This is a genomic window from Ideonella margarita (genome assembly GCF_038066635.1).
Taxonomy (GTDB): Bacteria; Pseudomonadota; Gammaproteobacteria; order Burkholderiales; family Burkholderiaceae_C; genus Ideonella; species Ideonella margarita.
Window position 1 is genome coordinate 70,713 of the sequence record NZ_JBBUTI010000003.1, and the last position, 22,671, is coordinate 93,383.

General features: G+C 61.0%; 19 protein-coding genes. 2 read left to right on the forward strand and 17 right to left on the reverse strand.

The annotated features are described in order from the left end of the window. Nucleotides 1-123: 123 nt before the first annotated feature. The 5 genes from rfbD to AACH00_RS04820 all read right to left on the reverse strand — a co-directional run bounded on the left by rfbD (nucleotide 124) and on the right by AACH00_RS04820 (nucleotide 8,702). Nucleotides 124-993 carry a dTDP-4-dehydrorhamnose reductase gene (gene rfbD, locus AACH00_RS04800; protein ID WP_341397945.1) on the reverse strand — a complete coding sequence of 290 codons (870 nt, stop codon included), beginning with the start codon at nucleotides 991-993 and terminating at the stop codon, nucleotides 124-126. 6 nt (nucleotides 994-999) lie between these two features. Continuing rightward, a complete protein-coding gene (gene rfbB / locus AACH00_RS04805) occupies nucleotides 1,000-2,058 on the reverse strand; it encodes a dTDP-glucose 4,6-dehydratase (protein WP_341397946.1) in 1,059 nt (352 codons plus the stop codon). Nucleotides 2,059-2,100: 42 nt separating this feature from the next. Next, nucleotides 2,101-2,640, reverse strand: a complete 540-nt coding sequence (rfbC, locus tag AACH00_RS04810; protein WP_341397947.1) for a dTDP-4-dehydrorhamnose 3,5-epimerase — start codon at nucleotides 2,638-2,640, stop codon at nucleotides 2,101-2,103. Beyond that, a complete protein-coding gene (rfbA, locus tag AACH00_RS04815) occupies nucleotides 2,640-3,530 on the reverse strand; it encodes a glucose-1-phosphate thymidylyltransferase RfbA (protein ID WP_341397948.1) in 891 nt (296 codons plus the stop codon). The genes rfbC and rfbA overlap by 1 nt, the downstream gene beginning before the upstream one ends. A gap of 150 nt (nucleotides 3,531-3,680) precedes the next feature. Beyond that, nucleotides 3,681-8,702 carry a beta strand repeat-containing protein gene (locus AACH00_RS04820; protein ID WP_341398055.1) on the reverse strand — a complete coding sequence of 1,674 codons (5,022 nt, stop codon included), beginning with the start codon at nucleotides 8,700-8,702 and terminating at the stop codon, nucleotides 3,681-3,683. Here AACH00_RS04820 and AACH00_RS04825 point away from each other — a divergent pair. Further along, nucleotides 8,659-9,432 (forward strand): PEP-CTERM sorting domain-containing protein, encoded by a 774-nt coding sequence (locus AACH00_RS04825; RefSeq protein WP_341397949.1) that lies wholly within the window; start codon nucleotides 8,659-8,661, stop codon nucleotides 9,430-9,432. The two genes, AACH00_RS04820 and AACH00_RS04825, sit on opposite strands and share 44 nt — an antisense overlap. A 198-nt stretch (nucleotides 9,433-9,630) precedes the next feature. Then, entirely contained in the window at nucleotides 9,631-10,797 is a 1,167-nt protein-coding gene (locus tag AACH00_RS04830; RefSeq protein ID WP_341397950.1) for a nucleotide sugar dehydrogenase, read from the forward strand. 141 nt (nucleotides 10,798-10,938) lie between these two features. Here AACH00_RS04830 and AACH00_RS04835 read toward each other — a convergent pair whose 3' ends face one another. The 12 genes from AACH00_RS04835 to AACH00_RS04890 are packed head-to-tail and all read right to left on the reverse strand — an operon-like array spanning nucleotide 10,939 to nucleotide 22,619. Then, the gene (locus AACH00_RS04835; protein ID WP_341397951.1) at nucleotides 10,939-11,406 is read right to left on the reverse strand and encodes a glycosyltransferase; all 468 of its coding nucleotides are present in this window, start codon (nucleotides 11,404-11,406) and stop codon (nucleotides 10,939-10,941) included. 5 nt (nucleotides 11,407-11,411) lie between these two features. Further along, complete coding sequence (locus tag AACH00_RS04840; protein ID WP_341397952.1) at nucleotides 11,412-11,858, reverse strand: glycosyl transferase; 447 nt, start codon at nucleotides 11,856-11,858, stop codon at nucleotides 11,412-11,414. Beyond that, nucleotides 11,855-12,889 carry a glycosyltransferase family 4 protein gene (locus AACH00_RS04845; RefSeq protein WP_341397953.1) on the reverse strand — a complete coding sequence of 345 codons (1,035 nt, stop codon included), beginning with the start codon at nucleotides 12,887-12,889 and terminating at the stop codon, nucleotides 11,855-11,857. The genes AACH00_RS04840 and AACH00_RS04845 overlap by 4 nt, the downstream gene beginning before the upstream one ends. A gap of 44 nt (nucleotides 12,890-12,933) precedes the next feature. Beyond that, nucleotides 12,934-14,415: a hypothetical protein gene (locus AACH00_RS04850; RefSeq protein ID WP_341397954.1), complete on the reverse strand. Its 1,482-nt coding sequence runs from the start codon at nucleotides 14,413-14,415 to the stop codon at nucleotides 12,934-12,936. An 11-nt stretch (nucleotides 14,416-14,426) separates the two neighbouring features. Continuing rightward, the gene (locus tag AACH00_RS04855; RefSeq protein ID WP_341397955.1) at nucleotides 14,427-15,377 is read right to left on the reverse strand and encodes a heparin lyase I family protein; all 951 of its coding nucleotides are present in this window, start codon (nucleotides 15,375-15,377) and stop codon (nucleotides 14,427-14,429) included. Nucleotides 15,378-15,385: 8 nt separating this feature from the next. Further along, nucleotides 15,386-16,387: a glycosyltransferase family 2 protein gene (locus AACH00_RS04860; RefSeq protein ID WP_341397956.1), complete on the reverse strand. Its 1,002-nt coding sequence runs from the start codon at nucleotides 16,385-16,387 to the stop codon at nucleotides 15,386-15,388. A 23-nt stretch (nucleotides 16,388-16,410) separates the two neighbouring features. Continuing rightward, entirely contained in the window at nucleotides 16,411-17,637 is a 1,227-nt protein-coding gene (locus AACH00_RS04865; RefSeq protein WP_341397957.1) for a polysaccharide pyruvyl transferase family protein, read from the reverse strand. A 28-nt stretch (nucleotides 17,638-17,665) separates the two neighbouring features. Further along, complete coding sequence (locus AACH00_RS04870) at nucleotides 17,666-18,703, reverse strand: nitroreductase family protein (RefSeq protein WP_341397958.1); 1,038 nt, start codon at nucleotides 18,701-18,703, stop codon at nucleotides 17,666-17,668. Nucleotides 18,704-18,708: 5 nt separating this feature from the next. Continuing rightward, nucleotides 18,709-20,250: a polysaccharide biosynthesis protein gene (locus tag AACH00_RS04875; protein WP_341397959.1), complete on the reverse strand. Its 1,542-nt coding sequence runs from the start codon at nucleotides 20,248-20,250 to the stop codon at nucleotides 18,709-18,711. Beyond that, on the reverse strand, nucleotides 20,243-20,980 hold the full coding sequence (gene epsI / locus AACH00_RS04880) for an exosortase-associated protein EpsI, B-type (RefSeq protein ID WP_341397960.1): 738 nt from the start codon (nucleotides 20,978-20,980) through the stop codon (nucleotides 20,243-20,245). The genes AACH00_RS04875 and epsI overlap by 8 nt, the downstream gene beginning before the upstream one ends. Next, nucleotides 20,977-21,855, reverse strand: coding sequence for an exosortase B (xrtB, locus tag AACH00_RS04885; protein WP_341397961.1), 879 nt, complete (start codon nucleotides 21,853-21,855; stop codon nucleotides 20,977-20,979). The genes epsI and xrtB overlap by 4 nt, the downstream gene beginning before the upstream one ends. Nucleotides 21,856-21,863: 8 nt before the next feature. Then, the gene (locus AACH00_RS04890) at nucleotides 21,864-22,619 is read right to left on the reverse strand and encodes a polysaccharide biosynthesis tyrosine autokinase (RefSeq protein WP_341397962.1); all 756 of its coding nucleotides are present in this window, start codon (nucleotides 22,617-22,619) and stop codon (nucleotides 21,864-21,866) included. Nucleotides 22,620-22,671: the final 52 nt, after the last annotated feature.

Here is a 22,671-nt window from a genome sequence, read left to right on the forward strand (position 1 = left end):
GATGGGAAATTTTCACATGCGGACCAACTTGCGAGAGCCCCCTGAACGAATGAGAAATTCGACGCCCGCTCGAGAACAATTCGAGCAAGGCAGGTCATGTGAACCGTGTCACAACACCCTGGATCAGGCAACTACCTCCGCCAGCATCCGCAACACCCCCGGCTGCCAGTGCGGCAACTGCAGGCCAAACGCCTGTTCCAACTTGCTGGTGCTCAAGCGTGAGTTCAACGGCCGCTGCGCCGGCGTGGGGTAGGCGCTGGTCGGAATCGCCTTGACGGCGTCCGCCGCCACTTTCAGCGGCACGCCCTTGGCGCGCGCCCACTCAATCACCAGGCTGGCGTACCCATGCCAGCTGGTTTCGCCACCCGCCACTAGGTGGTAGGTACCAGTTTGAGGTGCACGCACTGCGTGGGCGGTGACGTCGGCGATCAGGTCAGCGCCGGTGGGGGCGCCTATCTGGTCGGCAATCACGTTCAGCGCGTCGCGCTCAGCCGCCAGGCGCAGCATCGTCTTGGCGAAGTTGCCACCACGCGCGCCGTACACCCAGCTGGTACGGAAGATCATGTGCCGGCAGCCAGATGCGCGAATCAGCTCTTCGCCTTCCAGCTTGGTGCGGCCGTACACGCTCAAGGGTTTGGTGGCCGCGTCTTCGGTACGTGGTTCAGTGCCTGAGCCATCAAACACATAGTCGGTGCTGTAGTGCACCAGCAAGGCGCCCAGGCGGGCGGCCTCATCGGCCAGCACGCCCGGTGCAGTGGCGTTCAGGGTGCGGGCCAAATCGGGCTCTGATTCAGCCCTGTCGACCGCCGTGTGCGCCGCGGCATTCACGATGACGTTGGGTGCCAGCTTGCGCACCAGCGCGGCCAACGCTTCTGTCTGCGCCAGATCACCACCCTGCTGCCGGTCAAGCGCGTGCAACTCGCCCAGCGGGGCCAGGGCGCGTTGCAGCTCCCAGCCCACTTGCCCGTTCAGGCCCAACAGCAAGATCTTCATGGTGCTTCAGCGGGCCTGGTAGTTGGTGCTCAGCCAGTCCTTGTAGGCGCCGCTTTGCACTTCGGCCACCCAGGCTTCGTTCGCGAGGTACCACTCCACGGTCTTGCGGATGCCAGTTTGGAAGGTTTCGGCCGGGCGCCAGCCCAGTTCCTGCTCAATCTTGCGGGCATCGATGGCGTAGCGGCGGTCATGGCCGGGCCGGTCGGTGACGTAGGTGATCAGGCGGCTGTAGGGGCCGGCCGCGTCAGGGCGCAGCTCATCGAGCAGGCTGCAGACGATCTTCACGATGTCGATGTTGGCCTGCTCGTTCCAGCCGCCGATGTTGTAGGTTTCACCCAGGCGGCCACCGGCCAGCACGGCACGAATGCCGCTGCAGTGGTCCTTCACGTACAGCCAATCGCGGATCTGCTGGCCGTCGCCATACACGGGCAGCGGCTTGCCGGCCAGCGCGTTCACGATCATCAGCGGGATCAGCTTCTCGGGGAAGTGATAAGGGCCGTAGTTGTTGCTGCAGTTGGTGGTGACCACCGGCAGGCCGTAGGTGTGGTGCCAGGCGCGCACCAGGTGGTCACTGGCTGCCTTGCTGGCCGAGTAAGGGCTGTTCGGCTCGTACGGATTGGTTTCGGCGAAGGGCGGGTCGGTGGGCTTGAGGGAGCCGTACACCTCGTCGGTTGAGACATGGTGGAAGCGGAACCCAGCCTTGGCTTCGCCTTCCAGGCCTTGCCAATACGCACGGGCGGCTTCGAGCAAGGTGAAGGTGCCGTCGACGTTCGTCTTCATGAACGCGCCGGGGCCATGGATGGAGCGGTCAACGTGGCTTTCAGCAGCGAAGTGCACGATGGCGCGCGGCCGGTGCGTGGCCAGCAACTGGTCGATCAGCTCGCGGTTGCAGATGTCGCCATGCACAAAGGTGTGGCGGGCATCGCCCTGCAGCGAAGCCAGGTTGGCCAGGTTGCCGGCGTAGGTGAGTGCGTCGAGGTTCAGCACGGGCTCATCGCTCTGGGCCAGCCAGTCGAGCACGAAGTTGCTGCCGATGAAGCCGGCGCCGCCGGTAACGAGAATCATGAATGCTCCAGAAATCGAGAGGTCAGTGGGCTGTGCGTGTAATCAAAGATCACGCAGCAAGCCTGCGGCAGCGTCTTTGCCAGACAACTGCGGGGCCATGCCCACATCGGGCCAGGCAATGGCCAGGTCGGGGTCGTTCCAGGCCACCGCGCCTTCGGCCTGGGGCGCGTAGTAATCGGTGGTCTTGTAGAGGAAGTCAGCGGTGTCGGTCAGCACCAGAAAGCCGTGTGCCAGGCCGGGCGGTATCCACAACTGGCGGTGATTCTCGCCACTCAACTCCGTGCCCACCCACTGCCCGAAGGTCGGGCTGCCTTTGCGAATGTCGACAGCCACGTCAAACACAGCACCGGCGGTGACGCGCACCAGCTTGCCCTGGGCATGCGGCGCATTCTGGAAATGCAGGCCACGCAACACGCCCTTGGCCGAGCGGGAGTGGTTGTCTTGCACGAAGCGCACGGGGCTGCCCACGGCTTCGTCGAAGCGCTTCTGATTGAAACTCTCCATCAGGAATCCGCGCGTGTCGCCAAACACCTTGGGCTCCAGAATCAGCACGCCTTCGATGGCGGTTTTGACCACGTTCATCAGAACACCTGGTCTTTCAAGATTTGTTGCAGGTATTTGCCGTAGCCACTCTTCGCCAGCGGTTCTGCCAATGCAGAGAGTTGGTCGCCGGTGATCCAGCCCTGGCGCCAGCAGATTTCCTCCGGGCAGCAGGCCTTGAGGCCCTGACGCTTTTCCAGGGTCTGCACAAAGCCGCTGGCTTCCAGCAGGCTGTCGTGGGTGCCAGTGTCCAGCCATGCATCGCCACGGCCGAAGATCTGCACGTCCAGCTCGCCTGCTTCCAGGTACACACGGTTAAGATCAGTGATTTCAAGCTCGCCGCGCGCGCTGGGCTTCAGCGCCTTGGCCCGCTCCACCACCTTGTCGTCGTAGAAATAAAGGCCGGTGACGGCGTAACGACTCTTCGGCTTGGCCGGCTTTTCTTCCAGGCTGATGGCGTGGCCGTCTGCATTGAACTCAACCACGCCGTAGCGCTCGGGGTCGGTCACCGGGTAGGCGAACACGGTTGCGCCTTCGGGCTTGGACGAGGCCTGCAGCAGGCGGCGGCCCAGGTCATGGCCGTAGAAGATGTTGTCACCCAGCACCAGCGCGCTCGGCGCACCGGCCAGGAATGCTTCGCCAATGATGAAGGCCTGCGCCAGGCCGTCCGGGCTGGGCTGCACCGCATATTGCAGCGAGATGCCCCAGCGTGAACCATCGCCCAGCAGCTGCTCGAAACGCGGCGTGTCTTGCGGCGTACTGATGATGAGAATGTCTTTGATGCCCGCCAGCAGCAGCGCTGAGAGCGGGTAATAAATCATTGGCTTGTCGTACACCGGGATCAGCTGCTTGCTGATGGCCAGCGTGGCCGGGTGCAAGCGCGTACCCGACCCTCCAGCCAGGATGATGCCTTTGCGAGGCTGATGGCTCATGAAGTTCCCTTTCGCGCAGCGAGTGCGCATGGGGTTCATTATCGGCAAATGCAGACACAAAAAAGGGGCGCACACGGCGCCCCTTGGGGGTGGACAAAGCAAGCCGGCACGCGGCGCTTATCGAACACAGGCTCGATGCTGGCCCTGCACTCAGGCCATCTGCGCCGCCTTGCGCCGACGCGACATGGCCACCAGCCCAACCAGGCCAGCCATGAACATGGCCCAGGTTTCTGGCTCAGGCACCGGCGCGGTGGTGACGGCATAAGAGAACGCCGCCGAAGAGCCCACCGGGCCGAGCGACACCACGTCATGCGTGTACAGCGACATCGACAACTGCAGGTTGTTGGAGCCGTAAGCGTTGAACGCCCCCAGGTTCAACGAATGCCCGTTGAAGTAGCTGCTGGCATCGGCCAAGGAGGTGAACGACTGATTCAGGACCTGGCCATAGTTGCTGTAGATGGTGATGGACATCGAATCGAAGTTGCTGCCCTGCACCGCGTCGAAGCCCGACAAACCCAGCCACAGATTGCCAGGCGTGCTTGGAGAAGCAAAGCTCCACGACGTACTGGCCGTGAAACTGCCGCCGCTGTTGCCCACCACGCCCATGGCGCCGCTGAGCATTCCGCTGGACGACAGGTTGGCCACGCTGCCAGTGCGCCCGGCCAGATCAGCCGCCGTGCCGTAACCATTCACGCCCGCTGAGCCACCCGCAACCACCACCGCTGCGCCCGTGCTGTTGGTCTGCGCATTGGCGCTGTTGTAAAGATCAAGGCCATCGCCAGAGCCAATGCGCGCGGACGCATTGGCGGAGTTCTGAGCACCCCCCTCACTGCTGGCCACAGCCTCACCTTGCTGCGCCGCCGTTACCAAGGCATGGCTGTTGACGCTCGCCTGGGTGGAGCCCGCGGCGTTGGAGGTGGCCTTGGCAACGATGCCGTTGGCTGAAGAGCCTGCCTGCACGGACAGCGCCTGCAAACTCGACACCGTGGTGTTGGCCGTAGCCGAGCCGCGAACGCCCGCCCGGCCATCTGCGGAGTAGACATACCCCGCGCTGCCGCCTTGCGCACTGGTGTAGCCCGACACCGAAGATGCCTGGCTGTCGTTGATCGACAGGACACTTGTCGCGTTGCCGCCATGGCCAGCCACACCGCTACCGTACACATGGCCGCCGTTGCCACCGACCGCGGTTTGATAGAGCGACAAGTCGCCCGCCGTGCGGCCAGACACCGTGTTCACCAGATTGACCGCCGCACCGGCACCGCCGTTGTAGGCACCCAAGCCGATGCCGCCGTCGCCACCAACGGCCCGCGCGCTGACGGACACGCTGCCCGTGTCGGACACCGCTCGTCCACCCGCCCAAGCAGTACCGCCAGCAGCTGCCACCGCAGTTTCACCCGTGTTGCCAGATCCACCGCCCTGGCCACCCGTGGCGGAAGAGTCAACACTGACGCTGGAGCTCCCTGTGGTCTGCCCGGTGAACATGCTGCGTGCAGAACCCGCAGCACCACCGGCCATGGCCGACAAGCCGCCGGCATACCAGGCCGTGCCGCTGCCCTGGCCAGCCCGCGCCGTACTGTTGCCCGAGATAGCCCCGTTCGCCGACACGGTGGTGGCGGTATAGGCACTGCCGCCCACCCCGGCCACCGTGGTGGGCAGGGCCTCGGCGTCGACCTGGCCAGCGTTGCCACCCGACGCGTAGATCGACATATTGCTGTGGGTCGCTGTCAGATCCGCAAAGCTGAGGTTGTTCGTGACACTTCCCCCGTTGCCGGCGTTCGGCCCATTGCTGGTCAAGGCGCCGCCGGCACCGGCCTGCAAATTCAACAACTGATAGCTCCAACCACCGCTGCTGCGCAGCACATCGGTGGTGATGATGCTGCCGCCATCGCCTGCGACCGCCCCCTTGTAGCTATCGCCGCCCGACCCCGCAATCAGGCTGACGACCGCGCTGGTTTCGCCACCAGACAAGCTGGTGACGCTGCTCAACACCTCGTTGAAGCTAAGCGACCCACCGGTACCAGCCCAACCGGCCAATTCGGTGCCCGAGCCCCCGTTACCAGCTTGAATGTTGATACTGCCATTGGCATTGCCAGTGGCTGATACCAACGACATCACGGCGCGGGCTGCGCCCCCTGCACCGCCGAAGTTGCCACCGCCCCCCGTGCCGCCGGTAGCGGAGACAGTGCCACCAACCGAACCGACGGATGACACCTGCAACAGCGAGGTGGCCGAGCCACCGGCGCCACCGGAAGCGCCCTCGGAGTAGGCCGAGCCGCCGAGCCCGCCATTCGCGGCAGATGAGTACCAGATTTGCTCAGTGCTGGTGGCGGTGATGCTGAACACCGACTGCGCCTGCCCACCCTTGCCAGCCACCAGCCCGTAGTAGGAATCCCCACCCAAACCACCTGACGCGCTTTGGGTGATCGACTGCCCGAGGCCCATCGACGAGGTGGTGGACGCGCTGTTGACAACGGAGACATCGCCACCCGCACCGCCACTGGCGCCGGCGTAACCAGCGCCGCCAGCCCCACCGGTCCCGGAGGTCTCGATGTTCAGAAATTGAGTTGCTCTGGATACGGTGACCTGCAACTGCGCCTGGCCGCCCTGCCCTGCCACGAAGCCTGCTCCGTAGGCAGAACCACCGTCGCCACCCACGGCTCTCACGGTTGCAGTAACGTTGCCCGCGTCGGAGCCAATGTCGACCACCGCAGAAGCGTTGCCACCCTTGGCTCCATCAGTCGCGTACGACGAACCACCGCTGCCGCCTCTGGCCGAGACGTTGAGTTGCACTTCGCCGTTCGCAGACGCCTTGATATTGGCATCGGCATTGCCACCGGCCGACCCTTGCGCAGCATTGCCGCCATTGCCGCCCACCACATTCACGACATACGACAAGTACGCTGCCATTGAGTCGGTCACGGTTGACCAGACGCTGGCCCAGCCTGCTGCACCCGCCAGCGTTCCTTGACCGCCACCCGAGCCGGCCACCGCGTCCAGCCTGACGTCGTTCCAACTGCCCGAAACCGTCAGGGGATCAGTCAGGGTGACGCTCCCGCCGGCCCCGCCGAAGTCACCACCGCCACCATTGCCACCAGTCACTGACAGCCGTGAGAAAGTGGTGCCGCCCAGCGACAAGTTCGACAGGAAACTTCCGGCGCGGTTCACGCCAGCGCCCTGGCCGCCCACGCTCAATGCGCCCGAGCCGCTGCCGCCATGGCCGCCGGTGATGTTGACGTTGGCAAAGCCCCCATAAATCTTCAGCGAGCCGTCGGCTGCGCCGCCATCGCCGCCATTGCCTGTGGCGCCGTAATAGCCCCAAAGCGTACCGCCATGGCCGCCGCCGGCCGATACAGTGGCACTGACGTTGCTGGTGGGCTCACCTGCCACGCTGCTGAAGCTTGCGTAGGCTGCGCCGCCAACCATGTCTGCTGAAATCGCGCTGTTGCCGCCATCGCCACCCAGTGCCTCTACTGTCACTTGGGCGCTCTGCGCGACGATGGGTGTCGACAAGTTAAGGACGGAGGACGCATCGCCACCGCGAGAGGCACCGCCGACCAGGTAGTACCAATTCCACGAAGCATTGCTGCTGTTGCCGCCAATGGCCGACTGCCTCAGCCACAAGTTGCCATCCGCTGCTGAGCCGCCAACCGCGTTCACCAGCGAGACCGATCCGCCTCGTCCGCCAGCAGCTTGCGAAAAACTATCACCGCCCGCGCCACCCGTGGCAACCACGGCCACTTGCACATCACCGGAAGCCGCCGACGCATAAGCAACCAGCCCATCTACCGTGACATAACCGCCCCCGCCCGCCTGCGAGTTGCTGTAGCGTGCACTGCCGCCAGCGCCACCCGTGAGTTGCAAAACAGCGGATGCCCCGCCGCCTGCCGAGGTGGCTGTAACGCCCTGCCCTTCACTGAGCACCAGGTTGCCGCCGTAGCCGCCACGGGTGCCGTCGACATAGGCAGTGCCATTGCCACCCTGCCCACCCGTCAAGTTCAATCGGGCTGCCACGCCCCCCGTGCCCGTGTTGACCAGCGTCATGCGCCCAGTGGCGGCGCCACCCATCCCAGCGATCATTCCCGGACCAGCGCCGCCACCGGAACCACCGGTCGCGGACAACTCACCAGAGACCTGCTGTGCGGTGTCGCCCGTGGCCGAGCCCTCAGCCACGGCCTCCCCACCGGAGGCGCCAGTCGGAATTGCCACGATGGACAGCGTTGCAGGGCCACCCTCGCCGCCTCCAGAGCTCAGGAGGTTCGTATTGCCACCTGCGCCACCGAACGCGTTGCCGGTGATGCGCACGAACTTGTCACCGCTCAAACCCGTGGCTGCAATCGACAAGAACGAATCGCCCCCGTTGCCGCCCATTCCCACATCAGCGTTGCCGCCATTGCCGCCGGTGGCCGTGCCGCTCGCCGTGAGGTTGCCGAGCGCCGAGACCACCTGGCTGGATGACGCGAAAGCACCCTGACCGCCCAAACCATCTTGCGTGTTACCGCCCGAGCCCCCTGTGGCCTCAATCAAGGTGTTGTAGAACAGATTGGTGCTGTTCGACATGAGGTGCGAAATGACAGCCATATCACCGTCGCCGGCGTCGCCGCTGGTGACTGAAAAGCCGTCGTCAGCCGTGTAGGCGATGTGCTCCAGCCGAGTGCCCTTGAGCACCACGGCCGCGAACGAGGGCGATGACACCAACGCGGTCAGCCGCGCCTGGAAGGCGGCATAGCCCTGGGGTTCAGCGGCGATGGCTTGGCCCGGCGTTGCGTAGGCTTGTGCAATGGCCAAGGCCAATGCCAGCGGCACCGCACGGCGGCGGTCATGCTTGCGACTCATTCCTGCTCCCTCGTTTTGTAACGAAAACTTGTAACAGGACGGTAGTTGACGCTGCTGCAGCAAGCATCCCCCTGACGGTTGAGCGCACCACATCAACCCCCTAGTTCTGGGTGGGGAAGCCGTGAGCCAGCCTGCGGGCCATTCTTGGTGCCCAAAGCCACCAAACCTCCACCCATCGCCCGATGGGCAGCCCCCACACAACTTGTTACTGTTCGCACATACCAATTTCACGAGTTGAGGAGTGACTGTGCTGACACGCAAAACCTTGATCGCCGCCCTGCTGTTGGCGGCTTCCGTGGCCCATGCCGAGACCGTTGGCTCGGGCCTGACGTTGACCACCAACGGCACTTCGGTGGTGTATGGCGGCAACACCGTCTCCACCGCGACCAACGAAAACACCAACACCGCCCTGAACAAGGCCGTTGTTGACTACGCCGGCGGCACGAGCCTGCGCGTGGAAGACACCGCCACCCGCGTTCGGGTTTACGAAGACACCTCGGTGTGGCGCAATACCGAGTACAGCGACTCGGCCAGCGCGACCAGCTACTTCAACAACAGCGGCTTCAGCACGGGCACCGTCGCTGTTTCGTACTCGGGCACGCTGAGCTTCAGCGCCGGCAGCAGCCCGGTCAGCGCCTACAGCCAGCTGGTTTCGTTGTCTCTGGTGGGCACGTACCTGCCGGGTTTCTCGCCGGTTCCGGGCACCCAGGTGGTGCCGGGCCTGCCGTCGCTTTACGTGAGCATGAACGGCGGCAACTACCAGCAGCTGAACGTGTCCAATGAAACGTATTCGGACAGCACGCTGTTTGTCACCCGCTCGAGCCTTTTTGTGCCGCTGGAAACCGGTTCGGCGAGCTTCCAGTTGCTGGCCGTTGGCGGCGCCGGCCTGAAGCTCGATTCGATCGGCCTGACGACTTCGCTGTTTGAAACGAGCGGCACTTCCGTGGTGACCAGCTCGCGCCTGATCAGCGAATCCATCAAGGCTCCGGTGCCCGAACCCGAGACTTACGCCATGTTCCTGGCGGGCCTGGCAGCACTCGGCGTGCTGCGCCGCCGCAAGTTGAGCTGAGTTCGGCTGCAAACGACTGGCAAGCTGTGGCGATTCGCCCAGCTCGCCCAGCCCGCGCCCCGCCACACCAGCGGGGCGTTTTTGTTTCTGGCGGCCCCCAACATGGCACCTAAATTGCTGCCGGTTTGCCACAAACTGTCACACCCGGCATCCGATAATCGAACCCGCTGAACACAACGCTCACCACCCAGGGAACCCATGAAGATCGCAGTTGCAGGTACCGGCTACGTTGGCCTTTCGAACGCCGTGCTGTTGGCGCAGCACCATGAGGTGGTGGCCCTGGACATTGACGCCGCCAAGGTGGCGATGCTGAACCAGAAGCAGAGCCCGATTGCAGACAACGAGATTGAGCATTACCTGGCTACCGCCAAGCTGAACCTGACGTTCACGCTGGACAAGCAACAAGCCTATGCCGGTGCCACCTACGTGGTGATTGCCACGCCCACCGACTACGACCCCGTTACCAACTACTTCAACACCAAATCAGTTGAAGCCGTGGTGCGCGACGTGATGGCCGTGAACCCCGATGCAGTGATGGTCATCAAATCGACCATCCCGGTCGGCTACACAGAAAAGCTGCGGCAGGAGCTGGGCTGTACCAACCTGATCTTCTCGCCAGAGTTTCTGCGTGAGGGCAAGGCGCTGTATGACAACCTGCACCCCTCACGCATCGTGGTGGGCGAGAAGAGCGAGCGTGCCCAGGTATTTGCGAATCTGCTGGCTGAAGGCGCCATCAAGCAGAACGTGCCCACGCTGCTGACAGACAGCAGCGAAGCCGAAGCCATCAAGTTGTTTGCCAACACCTATCTGGCGATGCGCGTGGCTTACTTCAACGAGCTGGACACCTACGCCGCCAGCCACGGCATGGACACCCGCCAGATCATTGAAGGCGTGTGCCTGGACCCGCGCATTGGCAGCCACTACAACAACCCGAGCTTTGGCTACGGCGGCTACTGCCTCCCGAAAGACACCAAGCAACTGCTGGCCAATTACAGCCAGGTTCCGCAGAACCTGATTGAAGCCATCGTGAACGCCAACACCACCCGCAAAGACTTTGTGGCGGTGGACATCCTGGCGCGCAAGCCCAAGGTGGTGGGCATTCACCGCCTGATCATGAAGGCTGGCTCAGACAACTTCCGAGCCAGCAGCGTGCAGGGCATCATGAAACGAATCAAGGCCAAGGGCGTTGAGGTGATCGTTTATGAGCCGGCACTGCATGAAGAGACCTTCTTCGGCTCGAAGGTGACGCATGACCTGGCTTGGTTCAAGCAGAACGCCGACGTGATCGTGGCGAACCGGCAGGTGACTGAGCTGGACGACGTGAAGGCGAAGGTCTACACGCGGGATTTGTTTGGGAGTGATTGATCGCCCCGGTTACCAAACTTGCCTGGCCGGCGGTGAGTTGGTGAGTGACTCGTCAACGCACCGCCCGCAAGTTCTAGCCACACTCCACTGCCCGATACAACCAAGCTGCCGAACTCATCTGCAGCGGCGGGCTGTACTTGGTTAATCCACGCCCATGTACGCGCGCAGCCGTGCGACCAGCTTCGGATCGGCGTGGGGCGATATAGCACTCGTCGAAGCCGATGCTGATGAGTCAGCGATCAACTGATTGACTTCAGACGGCTCCCAAGCAACTGAAACACCGGGCCGGGTAGACATCCAACGGGCGGTCGCCAATTGGTGGTCATTGCGATGCTCACCGAGTGATGCTTTGCGGGGCACGATGATGATCGGCCGCTGGTGCTGAAGCGCACTGATGATCGACCCCATACCCGCGTGCGCCACGATCACTCGGGCGCGACCAAACAATTCCTCAATTTCCAGCGGGCTCATGAACGGCTGCGCACGAATGTGGGAAAGCTTCAGTTTGCTGGGGCCGATTTGGGCGATAACTTCCTCGCCACTCTCTTTAGCCCACGCGTCCATGTGCTCGATGAGCCGGTCAAAGGCCAACTGGGTGCCAACGGTCACGAAGATCACAGCACTGCCCCCCAATGTTCAACACCGTCTTTGTCAGTGGCCAAGTGAGGCCACTGCGTCAGGCATACGCTTGCAAAACGCTTGGCAATTCGCCCTGAGCCAGACAGCTCTTCGCTATTGGCAATGCTGTCTACCCAGATGGTCTTGGCGCCAACGAGGCGTCCGAGCGCAACTGCTGCCAACCCTGGTGCAGCACCTGTGGTGATGACAACGTCGGGCCGTTCGATCAGAAGCACCTTGGCGACCTGCAGGAACATCAAGGCCATCTTGAGTCGTTCCCAGCGGTTCGCATCAGCGACAACATGCAATCGACCTGGCACGGTCACTCGAGCGTCTTTCGATGTTGTGATGTAGCTGACTTTGCAGTCTTGCCACACAGGACACAGCCGCATCAGTTGTACCCAATGTCCACCCGTTGAGGCAACGGCCAGTACCTTCTTCATTTCGCACGCCTTTGCGTTGTGAGTTCTGTGTAAAGCGCCTCAAGCGCTGGCACCACCATCGCCTCGCTGTAATTGGCCTGCACACGCTCGCGGCCTGATGCCCCCATCGCCCTCCTCAGGGCAGCGTCTGCGGCGAGGCGGGCCATGCGGTCGGCCAGGTCGTCCACCTTTCCCGCCTCGACGAGATAGCCATCGAGCCCTTCCCGCACCAGTTCAGGAATGCCACCCACACGGGTAGAAAGCACAGGCACGCCGTAGCTCATGGCTTCAAGAATGCTGACCGGCAGGCCCTCATGGAACGAAGGCAAAACATAAACGTCTGCCTCTTCCAGCAATTTCAACTTCGCATCACCGACCACCCAGCCGAGGAACTCGACCGAGTCAGCAATACCCAGGCTGATTGCCGCCTGCTTAGCCTTTTCCAACTCGCCGGAACCACCAATGCGCAGAGTCATTGGTACGGACGACATCCGCTTTGCCTTGGCAAAGGCTTCAAGCATCGGATACACGCCCTTGCGGGTCCCAATCGCACCTAGAAACAAGAACGTAACGGGCGCCCCATCTGCGTGGGCAGGTTTGACGGCTACGTTCGGCATTGGCACGTAATTAGGCAGGATGACTACCCGCGCAGAGGGTGAAACCCCTTCGATATAGGTCTTCCAGCTTGAGGAAAGCACGACGACACACGAAACCCTACGAAGAATCGTGGCAATCAAACGGCGCAGTATTTCAGGCTGTGCATTGATGAATTTGTCGGTTTCCGATCCGTGCATGTGAAAAATCACGGGGACGCGAAACATGCAAGCCGTCACGGCAAAAACGGATTTGCGCCAAAAACTGCCACGCATTGCAGCATGTATGTGAACCAATGCCACTTGCCCGCCAAACAGCCTCTTCAACAACGTGAAGTAGCCAGAAGCTGCAGTTCGCAAACGAAGCGACAAACTGCCCTCGACGTGGGGGGCAATCCAATCAACACTCCATCGCTTAAAAATACCGCTGGCACGGTAACCTTCAACGACAGCACGCATACCGCCGTTTGCAGCAGTACAAACCATGAGAACACGCCGCATATTCACTTCCACAACAGCTTTCCGCTATCGCTCTTCCGCTTTCGGGCGAACCAAATGCTGGTCCCGAGCAAGGCCATAAAGAAGAAGTTCATTGCGGGCACCTCAAGCAAATCTCGCCCGTAGGGCACCATGATGGCAGTCATCGCAAAAATTGGTGGACCCGCCACTGCCACAGCCCGCAATTCAGAAGAAACCCTATTCCTATTGGCAATGAAGCAGTTCCACGCCCCCAAGAAGGGAAGCGCCAAGAAAGTCACCAGGCCAAACAGGCCAAAATCCCAAAGGATTTGTGTAGCAGCGGATCTATCAATAAAAAATGGGTAGCGGCGCGCGATCTCACCCACACCAAAGGATGACTTTCCGCGACTGGCACCAGGTCCGTAGCCAATCAAACCTTTCACAGGGTTTACTAACCACCCATCCGTCCACCATAGCCGAAGCGCGGCGCTACGTCCCATTTCGCCCGTTTCAAGATTTATGTAGTTGGGATCAGTACTGTAGCCAAAGGTATAGTCATACAACTCGGTCGGAGTCGGGGTGCCATGATTTCGTTTCGAGTAATGCAGCATGGCATACGACGCGATAACACCGACTGCAACGATCAGGATTGCAATCATGGCAAACGCAGATCTGACAGGTCGCTTAATAATTTGCGGCAAAAATAGGACAAAGCCGGCGGCGGGCAGTAATAGGACGATAACCTTAACCTCAGCCAATACGATGCACAGCAGCGCACAGCATGCAATCAACGCATACCAACCCCGACGCAACTGATTGTTCGCAACCAACTCGCGTGCTAAGAAAACGCTAGCCAAAGCCAAGAAAGCCAAAACCCCGCTTGCGCCGCCGCTTTCTGGATTCCCGCCAAAGGAACCAACAACCGCATCCCACGCAACACTGCCCCCGGCGCTAGCACGCTTGGCGGCGACCACGAAGTATTGATATAGGACGAAAGGCACTTCCAAAACCGGAATAAAGGCTGTTGCGCGCCAGAATCTCAATTGCCACTGCTCGTTAAGGACACCCGTGCCCAACAACACGGCGACCGGTACAAAGCCCATTAGACTTTTAATGCCGGTAGTCGCCAGCAACGGCTGCGGCTGATTCAGCAGGACGGCCAGTACGACTCCAATCGCAAGAGCCAGAAATAGCCAGTGCAGACCAGTTAGACGACTACCACGGTCAATTCGAACACCAAGAAGTTTGGCGACGATACCCAGCGCCAAGCCATACGGAAGCAGTAGCGCCTGCCCCACGCCACCGAAATACATGATCGACCCGGCAACGACGTATACCAGTGCAGCCATTGCTGCCATCAGCCAGGATGCCGGCAGGGCGATCACATATCCGCCAAGCACAGCGGCCAACGCGACCAAAATGACATAGATGCTGCCGGTAGAAACCATCAGCCCGACCAGCAAAGCCAACCCACAAGCCGCAATCGGCAAGATTAACTGACTCTTATTCCCAAACTCAAACCTCATGGTGGGGCCTCTCAGTGCGCTGCACAACGCGCGCGCTGCCGTACTTGGTCGGGCGTCAATTTGCCATCCAGCACTCTTACAACATCGGCCTCAAGCACCATGTCGTTGGCGTCAACGCCGTCGTACGCATACAGACCAAACTTCGGATACATACCGAGCGGGGTGGGATAGGCATTCGCAACATTCATACTGTCAATTACCTGCTTGCTGTCGCGCCACACCGCCAGCTCCCCCTGGCCAGGTTCGGAACTCCACACGGCACGTACCAAAACGCAGGTCCATTCACCGGGCTTTGCGGGGCCTGTCGGTACCACTTTTCTTGGAATGAGTCGGTTCTGGTCTTTTGCAATCATCAACGGGCTGCTGTTTGTACTGTGCAGAACCACATTCAAGATCCCGCCCCTGACCATCAATCCAAGCGGCGGCGGCACCGTAATCGGTCCGGGTTGCGCTGTATGCACTTGACCAATAACTACCGGCTTCTTCCATTTGAGCCAATCCGCAGTCTGGTAATAGCTAAATGCATACCAAATCGGCTTGCCGGTGTTAATGGGGGCAGTGGTGCCGCGATATTCCACTCGCCACCCATTTGCAACCTTCTCGGCTTTTGGGCTGAGCGTGAACTGAACTACCGCCCCTTGTTCCCGCGTGTTTTGTAGCTTCGCTGCTTCTTGCTCAGAGGCTTGAATCTTGTAGCCTTGCTTCAACTCAGCGTCGAGATTCTCGACCGATCGAACATTCGATTGCGCGTATCCAAGCGACGGTGAAACGCCGATCACAAGAATAGTCCAGACCTTCTGCAGGCTCAGGCGCGCCCAGATTTGGGCGTTGATCAGTCGCTTGATCGCCCTCACGCCTTCATACAGAACGACCAGTTGCCGCTCAGCGTGCTCGGGATGGCCGTGAAGTACCTCACCCATTTCAAGTTGCGCTTTTTCAGCAAGAGGCATTGCTTGGTTCACGGTTGACCTCACTTCAGCGAGACACATCGAACGGAATCAGTTGGCTCCCGGCGCGGTTTGGCAAGCAAACCGGCCAGCAGCCCCGCAGAAAACACGCCCCATGCACTGACCGCGTACAGGCCTCGCGCAAGTGATTTGCGTCGCAGACTCATCAACAAGACGGGCAACGCCAGCATGCCCAAGCCAGCCAGCGCCAGTAGCGGTGTGCCATTGACTGCAGCCAGCAGCACAAAGGTCGCTGCGGCAAAACACCACACCAGCACCGCGAAATACAAGCGGTACACATGCAACCGAGTAAGAACGAAGCTTAGATGCGGCTTCCCAAGCGATTGCCTCAGGAGCTCACCGCAGCCCCAGGCGTATCGGCTGGTCCAGCGCTTGGCGAGCAAGCGATAGCTGGTTTCGGTGTGCCCGTAGTGGCAAATGCCTGGGTGGTCAAGGCGGCGCAGTCGCCAACCAGCGCTGGCCAAGCGGGCAGCTAGCTCAAACTCTTCGTAGGCGTGCAGGTTTTGATTGGTGAAGTACCCAACCTGGGCCAATGCGCTACGCCGATAGAGCCCGCCCATGTCCAGACGGTCGACTTGCCCCGGCTCAAAGTGCGCCAAGCGGCGTTGCGCACGGTTGACGAACTCCTCGTTGTCGAGGTTCATCTCACGAACCTGTCCGCCAACACCCGCCAAGCCCGAATCTTGTTCCAGAGCAGCGATGGCGGCCTCGACGAAACCCGGCTCGAAAGTCATGTCTCCGTCAAGGATGTAGAGGTACTCACCCTGGGCAACGGCGTAGCCCAATTGCGCACCAACTCCGCAGCATCGGTCTTCGGCATGGCTGAGCTGCACGATACGCACCGGAAATTGAGCAGCGATCTCACAAGTGCGATCCGTAGACTTTGAGTCGGCCACGATCACCTCGCCGCTGCCTACAGCCGCCACAGCATCAAGCGCGGACCGTATGGCCCGCTCAATGTTGGCTTGCTCGTTGAGCGTTTTGATGATGACGCTGAGGCGCATGGGCGTAGGGCTCGACACAGGGTTCAACGCAGCGCGGCCAGCATCTGGGCGGGAATGGCAGCACGCTCACGCCAGGTAGGAATACGCTCTGCCAGCAACGAGCGTATCTCGCCTTCATGGCTCTGCAGTGATTGCAGTGAGCTGGCCAGCGTGCCGGCCGACACATCGGGCGTGTCGAGCACAACCGGCAGGTCACCAAACAAATCGCTGTTGATGCCCTTGGCCTTCACGCTGTAGGCGATCGAGATGGTCGGTACGCCCGTCGAGAACGCAGCAATGGTTGCGTGCGTGCGCGCCCCGATGAAGAAGCGCATCTTGGACACCAAGTGCTTCAGCTGCGAGGCATTCAAGTGCGAAGGCGCCAGTGCAATACGCGGGTCCGTCAGGCCAAATCGCTCAACCAGGCCCTTCATGTAGGCGTGGTCTGAGTTATAGCTGCCGCCATCCAACGGGCCCACATGCGGCAACAGCAAAACGCCGTATCCGCTTTCCACGGCGCGACGGGCAAATTCAGCCACCTCTCGGTCAAGTTGCTCGCGTGATGCATCGTCCGGTCGGAACTTGCGGATCAACGGACTGACGTTGAGGCCGAGCAAGCCTTCAGGGCCGAGCACTGGCAGCAGACCCTCCACGTCAAAGGCCTCCGGCTGCAAGGTGAAGGCTGGGTCCGTGACCTGCACGACATTGTTCAAGCCAAGGCCTGTAAGGTAGCGCATCGTTGCTGACTCACGCACGGTGATCTGGTCATAGGTGGCCAGATGGGTTCGCATGAAGCCCTCGACATGTGGCTTCTTGCTGAACGGCCCCACCGAAGCGCCCCAAAGCACTGTCTTCTTGCCCAACGCACGTGCGTTGTCGATGTAGCCGCAGTGGTCGTACAAAGATGGCAGGTCGTAATCGAGCGAGATGGTGTCCCCGCCCGTCATGATCACCGTGTCGCATTCAGCCATGGCAGCCCGAACTGCGGGCTGAAGGGTGTGAGAAGGACGACCGAGTGTTTCGACGAAAGGCGCGAGGCGACGGCCCCAATGCCAAACACGCAAGCTCTTCGGGGGGCGCTGTGCCTCAATGAACCGGATGCCAGCAGCTGCGTGCTGCGGCCACTGTGCTGCATCCAGCTGTGGCGCCAGCGAGGGCGTCACAAAGCTCGACCCCGGCATCTCTTTGGTGACCAGGCCCGATACCGAACGCACCAGGGCCTCACAGCCGCGGTTGCCAAAATTGTTGTGTCCTGCAAAGAAGATTTTCACGATGGGCTCTATGTAAAAGACGAAAGGTTCAAACGACGCGCAGAACGTCTTTGAGGTCACGGCGGGGTGAGCGCGGCACGCGGCAGTCGGCCGCAGGCATACCAACGGCCAGCAGCATCATCACGCGCTCGGAATCAGGAATTGCAAGCGCAGCATGCAGCCGCCGGTCGTTCTCAGGGGGAGTGCACCAATTGAGGCAGCAGCTAGCTAGGCCTTGGGCTGTCAAAGCGTATTGCAGCGTCATGGCGAACAGGCCGCCGTCGATGTACGGCTGGTGGCGTTCGCTGGCATCAAAGAAGCCGGTCTCATCCGCAGTGATCACCAACACCCACGGTGCCAAGTGTCCGAATCCACGGTTGCCGTTCTGCAGCTGCAGCGCCTGTTTTTTGGCCTGGGCATCGTGCAGTGCATGCACGCGGCAAGGTTGTCGGTTACACGCCGATGGCGACATTTGTGCCAGCTGAATCGCCTGCTCAATGGCCGACCGTGGCACGTCGTCTTCAGCGAATTCCCGAACACTTCGGCGACCGGCCACCAAACCGGCAAATACGGCCTGGCTATTGGAGTCGTTCACCAGGATCGGAGCCAATGGCACTGGCGTAGAAAGCGCAACGTCAGTCGAAGGTTGGCCGGCGAGGAAAGTCTTCACGACCGGCGTGATTTGTCCCGCAGGGTCGAGCCCGTGCGCTTCCAAATGGCTCATGTAGTCGTGCAGGGTGCGCATGGCGCCGCGATAGACCGAGTCCGACTGCGAATGCCCGGCGGCATGCCAGCGTTCCAGATGCTCCATCACGGCCTGTGCAGGCTCCAACCCGAACAAGCGCCGCGGCCCAGGCATGACCAAGCCTTTTTCAAGCTTGTGATACTGGAAGAAGAGGGAGGCTGCGAGGGGCCGGTAACCCAACTGCCCCACCGGCCAAAACATGGCTCGGTAGGTATGTTTGATGTCGTAACTGAAATAGCGAAGCATGTAGGCCCGCTTGAACTGCTGCTTGACGCGCCAATAGGCGGTCCAGAGCGCAGGCCAACGCTTGAGGGCAGACTTGAGGGCTTGTTTGATCGACATGGAATTCAAAAAACAATCAGCCGCTTGGGCAGTACTTTGCCCGCCCACTCACGCTCGCGCGGAGTCAGCGGTTTGAGAATCGCGGCGACCACCAGATACGCAATTGCACATGCGGCGGCACCAGCCAGCACAACCAACGGCGTGCTCGCAGCAGGCAGCAACCACTTCATTTGCAAACCTGCGGCGCAGGCTGCAACCATGGCAAGTGCCAAGCGCCACAAGCCCCGGGCTTCCGGTAGCCAGAAAGCATCGTGTTCACGCAGGCGGCGCAGCATCACGGCGCACCAAAGTGCATCGCTCAACACCAGGCCAGCGCACAACGCTGACAGCCCAATCAGCGGATACAACGCAAGGCCTAGTGCCAAGCCGCCCAGCGACCAAATGGTCCCAGTCAAGCTGGCGGCCCCTTCTTCGTATGACACGGCCAGCAGCGAGACCTCAGCGCGCACGACTTGCCCGAGGGTGTAGGCAAGAAACAGGTGAACAAAGGGCAAGGCATCCGGAAGCTTGCCTGCTGTGAGCATGGCCACCAATTCCGGTCCGTAAACGACGAATGCAGCCCAGACCGGAGCCAACGTAAGCACGTTCAATTTGAAGACCATGTCAGCCAAGGTACGCATGTCGTCGCCTGTACTTCCACGCTCACGGGCCGCCACGAACATGGGGCGAATCACACCGATGAGCAGGAAGCTCGGCAAGTACCGCTGCAAGGTATAGGCCAGCAAAGAAACAAAGCCGAACGCAGCCGCTGCAGCCGCACCCACCAAGCTGACAGCAGCCAGCCGAACGGCATGCACGCTCGACAGGAGGCCGATGCATTGAGCTACGTAACTGGGCATCGAATAACTGATGACGCGTTGTTGCAGGTCGGCATCCCAATGGTCGCCATCATCTGCAGGTGGTGACATGCGCCACTTCGTCATCTGGCGCCAGATCAACACGAGCGCAACCGTCACACCTACCAAGCTGACTGCAGCTTCGACGGCAATCCAAATACGAAGGCTCCACTCTCCTTCCAGAAAGGCGCCGCCAACCAACAAAACCAGCAAGCGGAGCCAAGCGCGCAAAGTAGACGAAACCTGGGACGCGCCCTGCATCAGCAGCGAATCAAATGCCATTTCGGCGAAGCGCGCCACGCCTTCACAAAGCAGGTAGGCCGCAAAAATGCGTATGACGCTTTCGCCACCTGGTAGCCCAAGGAGCGTCGACAAAGGCTGCGCCCAGACAGCCAGTGCAAGCGCACCAACCAGCAAGGTCAAAACCCGCAAACCCAACAGCCGGGTCATCAGCGCTGAGAGCGCCTGTAAACGGCGTGTGGCCAGCAACGCAGGCAAGTAGCGATAGGCAGCGGGAATTGCGCCAGCATTGGTCCCAAGCTGGCCAAACTCAAACACCGAGATCAATGCGATGTATGCGCCGTAGTCAGCGCGCGGGAGCGCCCGAACCAGAAGGAACAGCATTGCAAAGCCAGCAATCGAACTTGCCAGCTTTCCAATCGCAAAATGAAGCAGACTCTTCTTGAGCCGATGCGCGTCCAACTCAGCCACGGCCTTCGGCCCCGGCCCCGCCCACCTCTCGTGCCAGCCCCATCGGCTTAGGCTGACCAAACATGCGCGACACCATGCTCGAAGGCAGGGCACGGTGCAAGTCTTGAATGAAGGTGTCGTGCGCCCGGAATGCTGCCCCCGCGTCACCGCCGATCGACGAAATGCGCATCAGAAACCCGTCCGGAATGACGCCCTCGAAACCCTTGCGAAGTTGAGCGAGCTTCTGTTCCTTGGAGGTGGTGGCAACAGTTTCGCCAATCACCATCCAGTAGGTGATTGGCTCAATGCGTGCGCCGAGTTTGGACACCAGGCGGCGCACAGGCAACTGCCTGCCTGCGTCTGCAATGTTGTCGCGCGAATTGCTGAGAATTTGAAACCCTTGAGCCGGGTAGCAAACCTCCGGTCGGTGCAAGACGGTGGCATCTGACTGATCTCGCCCATAGGCAATGGACAACATGATCTGCACGCCCGACTGAGCCGACACATAAGTGCGGCTGAGCACGTCTGTGTAAAGCCGATTCAACAGAGCCTGAGACTGTGGATTGACCACCAAAGCTGCTGCGCGCACAACCTCCCACTCACCAAATGCTGCCGGAACGGTCGCTTCCAATTTGAAGGCGCCGTCGGTATCGGCCAGGTAAGTTCTCGGCGTCAGCCGATATGCAGCACCGGCACCTGCCAACATGAAAAGAGAGGCTAGTGCCGCCCGGCGATCCAGAGGCTTGTTCATGCAGCCACCTTCACGGGTTCAGAAGCGAACAGACGGCGCAAAAGCAAGTCGGTGGCGAGGATCATGAAGAGTGCTGCCATGAAGAGCACCATGCCCGCAAAGCCATGTAGGAAGCCCTGCCCAGCCTCATCGCCGAAGTGATAAGTGATCAAGCACAGAACCACCACGCGAATAACGTTGGCAGTGAAGCTGATCGGCACCACCAGAATGGCCAGTGCCACGTTGCGCACGGTGGATGTCGACTCCACCAAGTTCAAATACAGCAGGCCAAGCGCCTCCAGCGTCAGCAGGGTGTGCAGGCCTGCACAGGCATCAGCCACCAACAACTGGTACGGGCCCACCTGAAGAATCACCCCGGTGCGCGCAACTGGGTAACCGGTGGTCATCAGCAGCCACTCGGCAACCGTGCTTACTGCAAGCTTCATGGGCTGCGTCACCATATCCACGACTGCGTTTGGCAGTGGAATCAGGAAGCAGAGAAAGAAGAAGCCGAACACGATGGGACGCAGTCCGCCTGTGCCGCGCATCAGCAGGATGGCACTTGCAACAACGACGAGCGCCGACCCGACCTCGAGCAGCAGCAACGACTGGCTTCGGCCCAGCACATACATGGCGATGCCGACCACGATGCCAAGCCCGGCCAAGACAGGGAAGTCAGTGCGCGGGGTCAGCAGGGCACCTGACGGCCAGCGCTTGTAAATCAACCAGACAGACAACGCCAGGATGATCGGGCCATGGCCTTGCTCGTCAGAGGACCAGACGCCCCGGAACAAGTCGTAAAGCGTCGGCAGGTACAACGCCCCGATGCCGATCAGCAGCAGACCTGTCGCCAAGCTGATTGGCGGCAACTTGGGAATGGCCCAACGATCACTCATGGCGTGCATCAGAACTCGTTCATCACCACGCCAGCCACCTGCGCGTTCACCGCTGACAGGTTCTGAACCAACTCCTGCAAGGCCTGCAGCCGCGCTTGATCTTTACGCGCAACGATCAGTGCCACACCGCAGCGTGCCGCAGCAACGACGCCGTCCGCACCATATTGGGCGGCCGGGGTGTCCACCACAACGTGGTCAAACTTGGTTAGCAGTTCATGCAGCAGCAAGCCAAACGCCGGGCCTTGCAGCAGTTCCAGCGGGTTGGGTGGGCTGATGCCCACCGGCAACACAAACAGGTTGGCCACGCCGGGCACAGCGCGAATCACGCTGTCGCCACGGCGGCCGGCCAGCAAGCCAGACAGCCCGCTCTTGGCGTCAACACCAAACACGCCGTGCAAGCGTGGGCCGCGCAGGTCGGCATCCACAATCAGCGTGCGACCACCGAGCTGCGCCAATGAAACGGCCAAGTTCGCGCAGAAGTAGGTTTTGCCATCGCCGGTGTTCGGGCTGACCACGGCCAGGGCCTTTTTGATCCTGGGCGCGCCTTCAACGCTACCCGGCTGGGTGCGCAGCAGAATCTGCGCGCGAATGGCGCGGAATGCTTCTGCTTGTTGGCTGAATGGCTGATTGAGAACCGCCAGCTCGGGGCTGGTCTTCTCGGTCGCCGCCCCACCGTAGGAATAGTTGAACTGCTGCGCCAGCGCATGCAGCACATCATCAGGCGACGCAAAACCCAAAGCGATGGCCGCCTCACCAAACTTCACGCCGTGGCCGCGTTGGTACTTGAGGATCTGCTCAACCTGCTCGGCGCTCAGG

Bases quoted from the DNA above. Each gene is read 5' to 3' on its own strand.
- rfbA (WP_341397948.1), bottom strand. From the start codon at position 3,530: ATGAGCCATCAGCCTCGCAAAGGCATCATCCTGGCTGGAGGGTCGGGT.
- AACH00_RS04830 (WP_341397950.1), top strand. From the start codon at position 9,631: ATGAAGATCGCAGTTGCAGGTACCGGCTACGTTGGCCTTTCGAACGCC.
- rfbB (WP_341397946.1), bottom strand. From the start codon at position 2,058: ATGATTCTCGTTACCGGCGGCGCCGGCTTCATCGGCAGCAACTTCGTG.
- AACH00_RS04860 (WP_341397956.1), bottom strand. From the start codon at position 16,387: ATGCGCCTCAGCGTCATCATCAAAACGCTCAACGAGCAAGCCAACATT.
- rfbC (WP_341397947.1), bottom strand. From the start codon at position 2,640: ATGAACGTGGTCAAAACCGCCATCGAAGGCGTGCTGATTCTGGAGCCC.
- AACH00_RS04840 (WP_341397952.1), bottom strand. From the start codon at position 11,858: ATGAAGAAGGTACTGGCCGTTGCCTCAACGGGTGGACATTGGGTACAA.
- AACH00_RS04850 (WP_341397954.1), bottom strand. From the start codon at position 14,415: ATGAGGTTTGAGTTTGGGAATAAGAGTCAGTTAATCTTGCCGATTGCG.
- epsI (WP_341397960.1), bottom strand. From the start codon at position 20,980: ATGAACAAGCCTCTGGATCGCCGGGCGGCACTAGCCTCTCTTTTCATG.
- AACH00_RS04870 (WP_341397958.1), bottom strand. From the start codon at position 18,703: ATGTCGATCAAACAAGCCCTCAAGTCTGCCCTCAAGCGTTGGCCTGCG.
- xrtB (WP_341397961.1), bottom strand. From the start codon at position 21,855: ATGAGTGATCGTTGGGCCATTCCCAAGTTGCCGCCAATCAGCTTGGCG.
- rfbD (WP_341397945.1), bottom strand. From the start codon at position 993: ATGAAGATCTTGCTGTTGGGCCTGAACGGGCAAGTGGGCTGGGAGCTG.
- AACH00_RS04845 (WP_341397953.1), bottom strand. From the start codon at position 12,889: ATGCGTGCTGTCGTTGAAGGTTACCGTGCCAGCGGTATTTTTAAGCGA.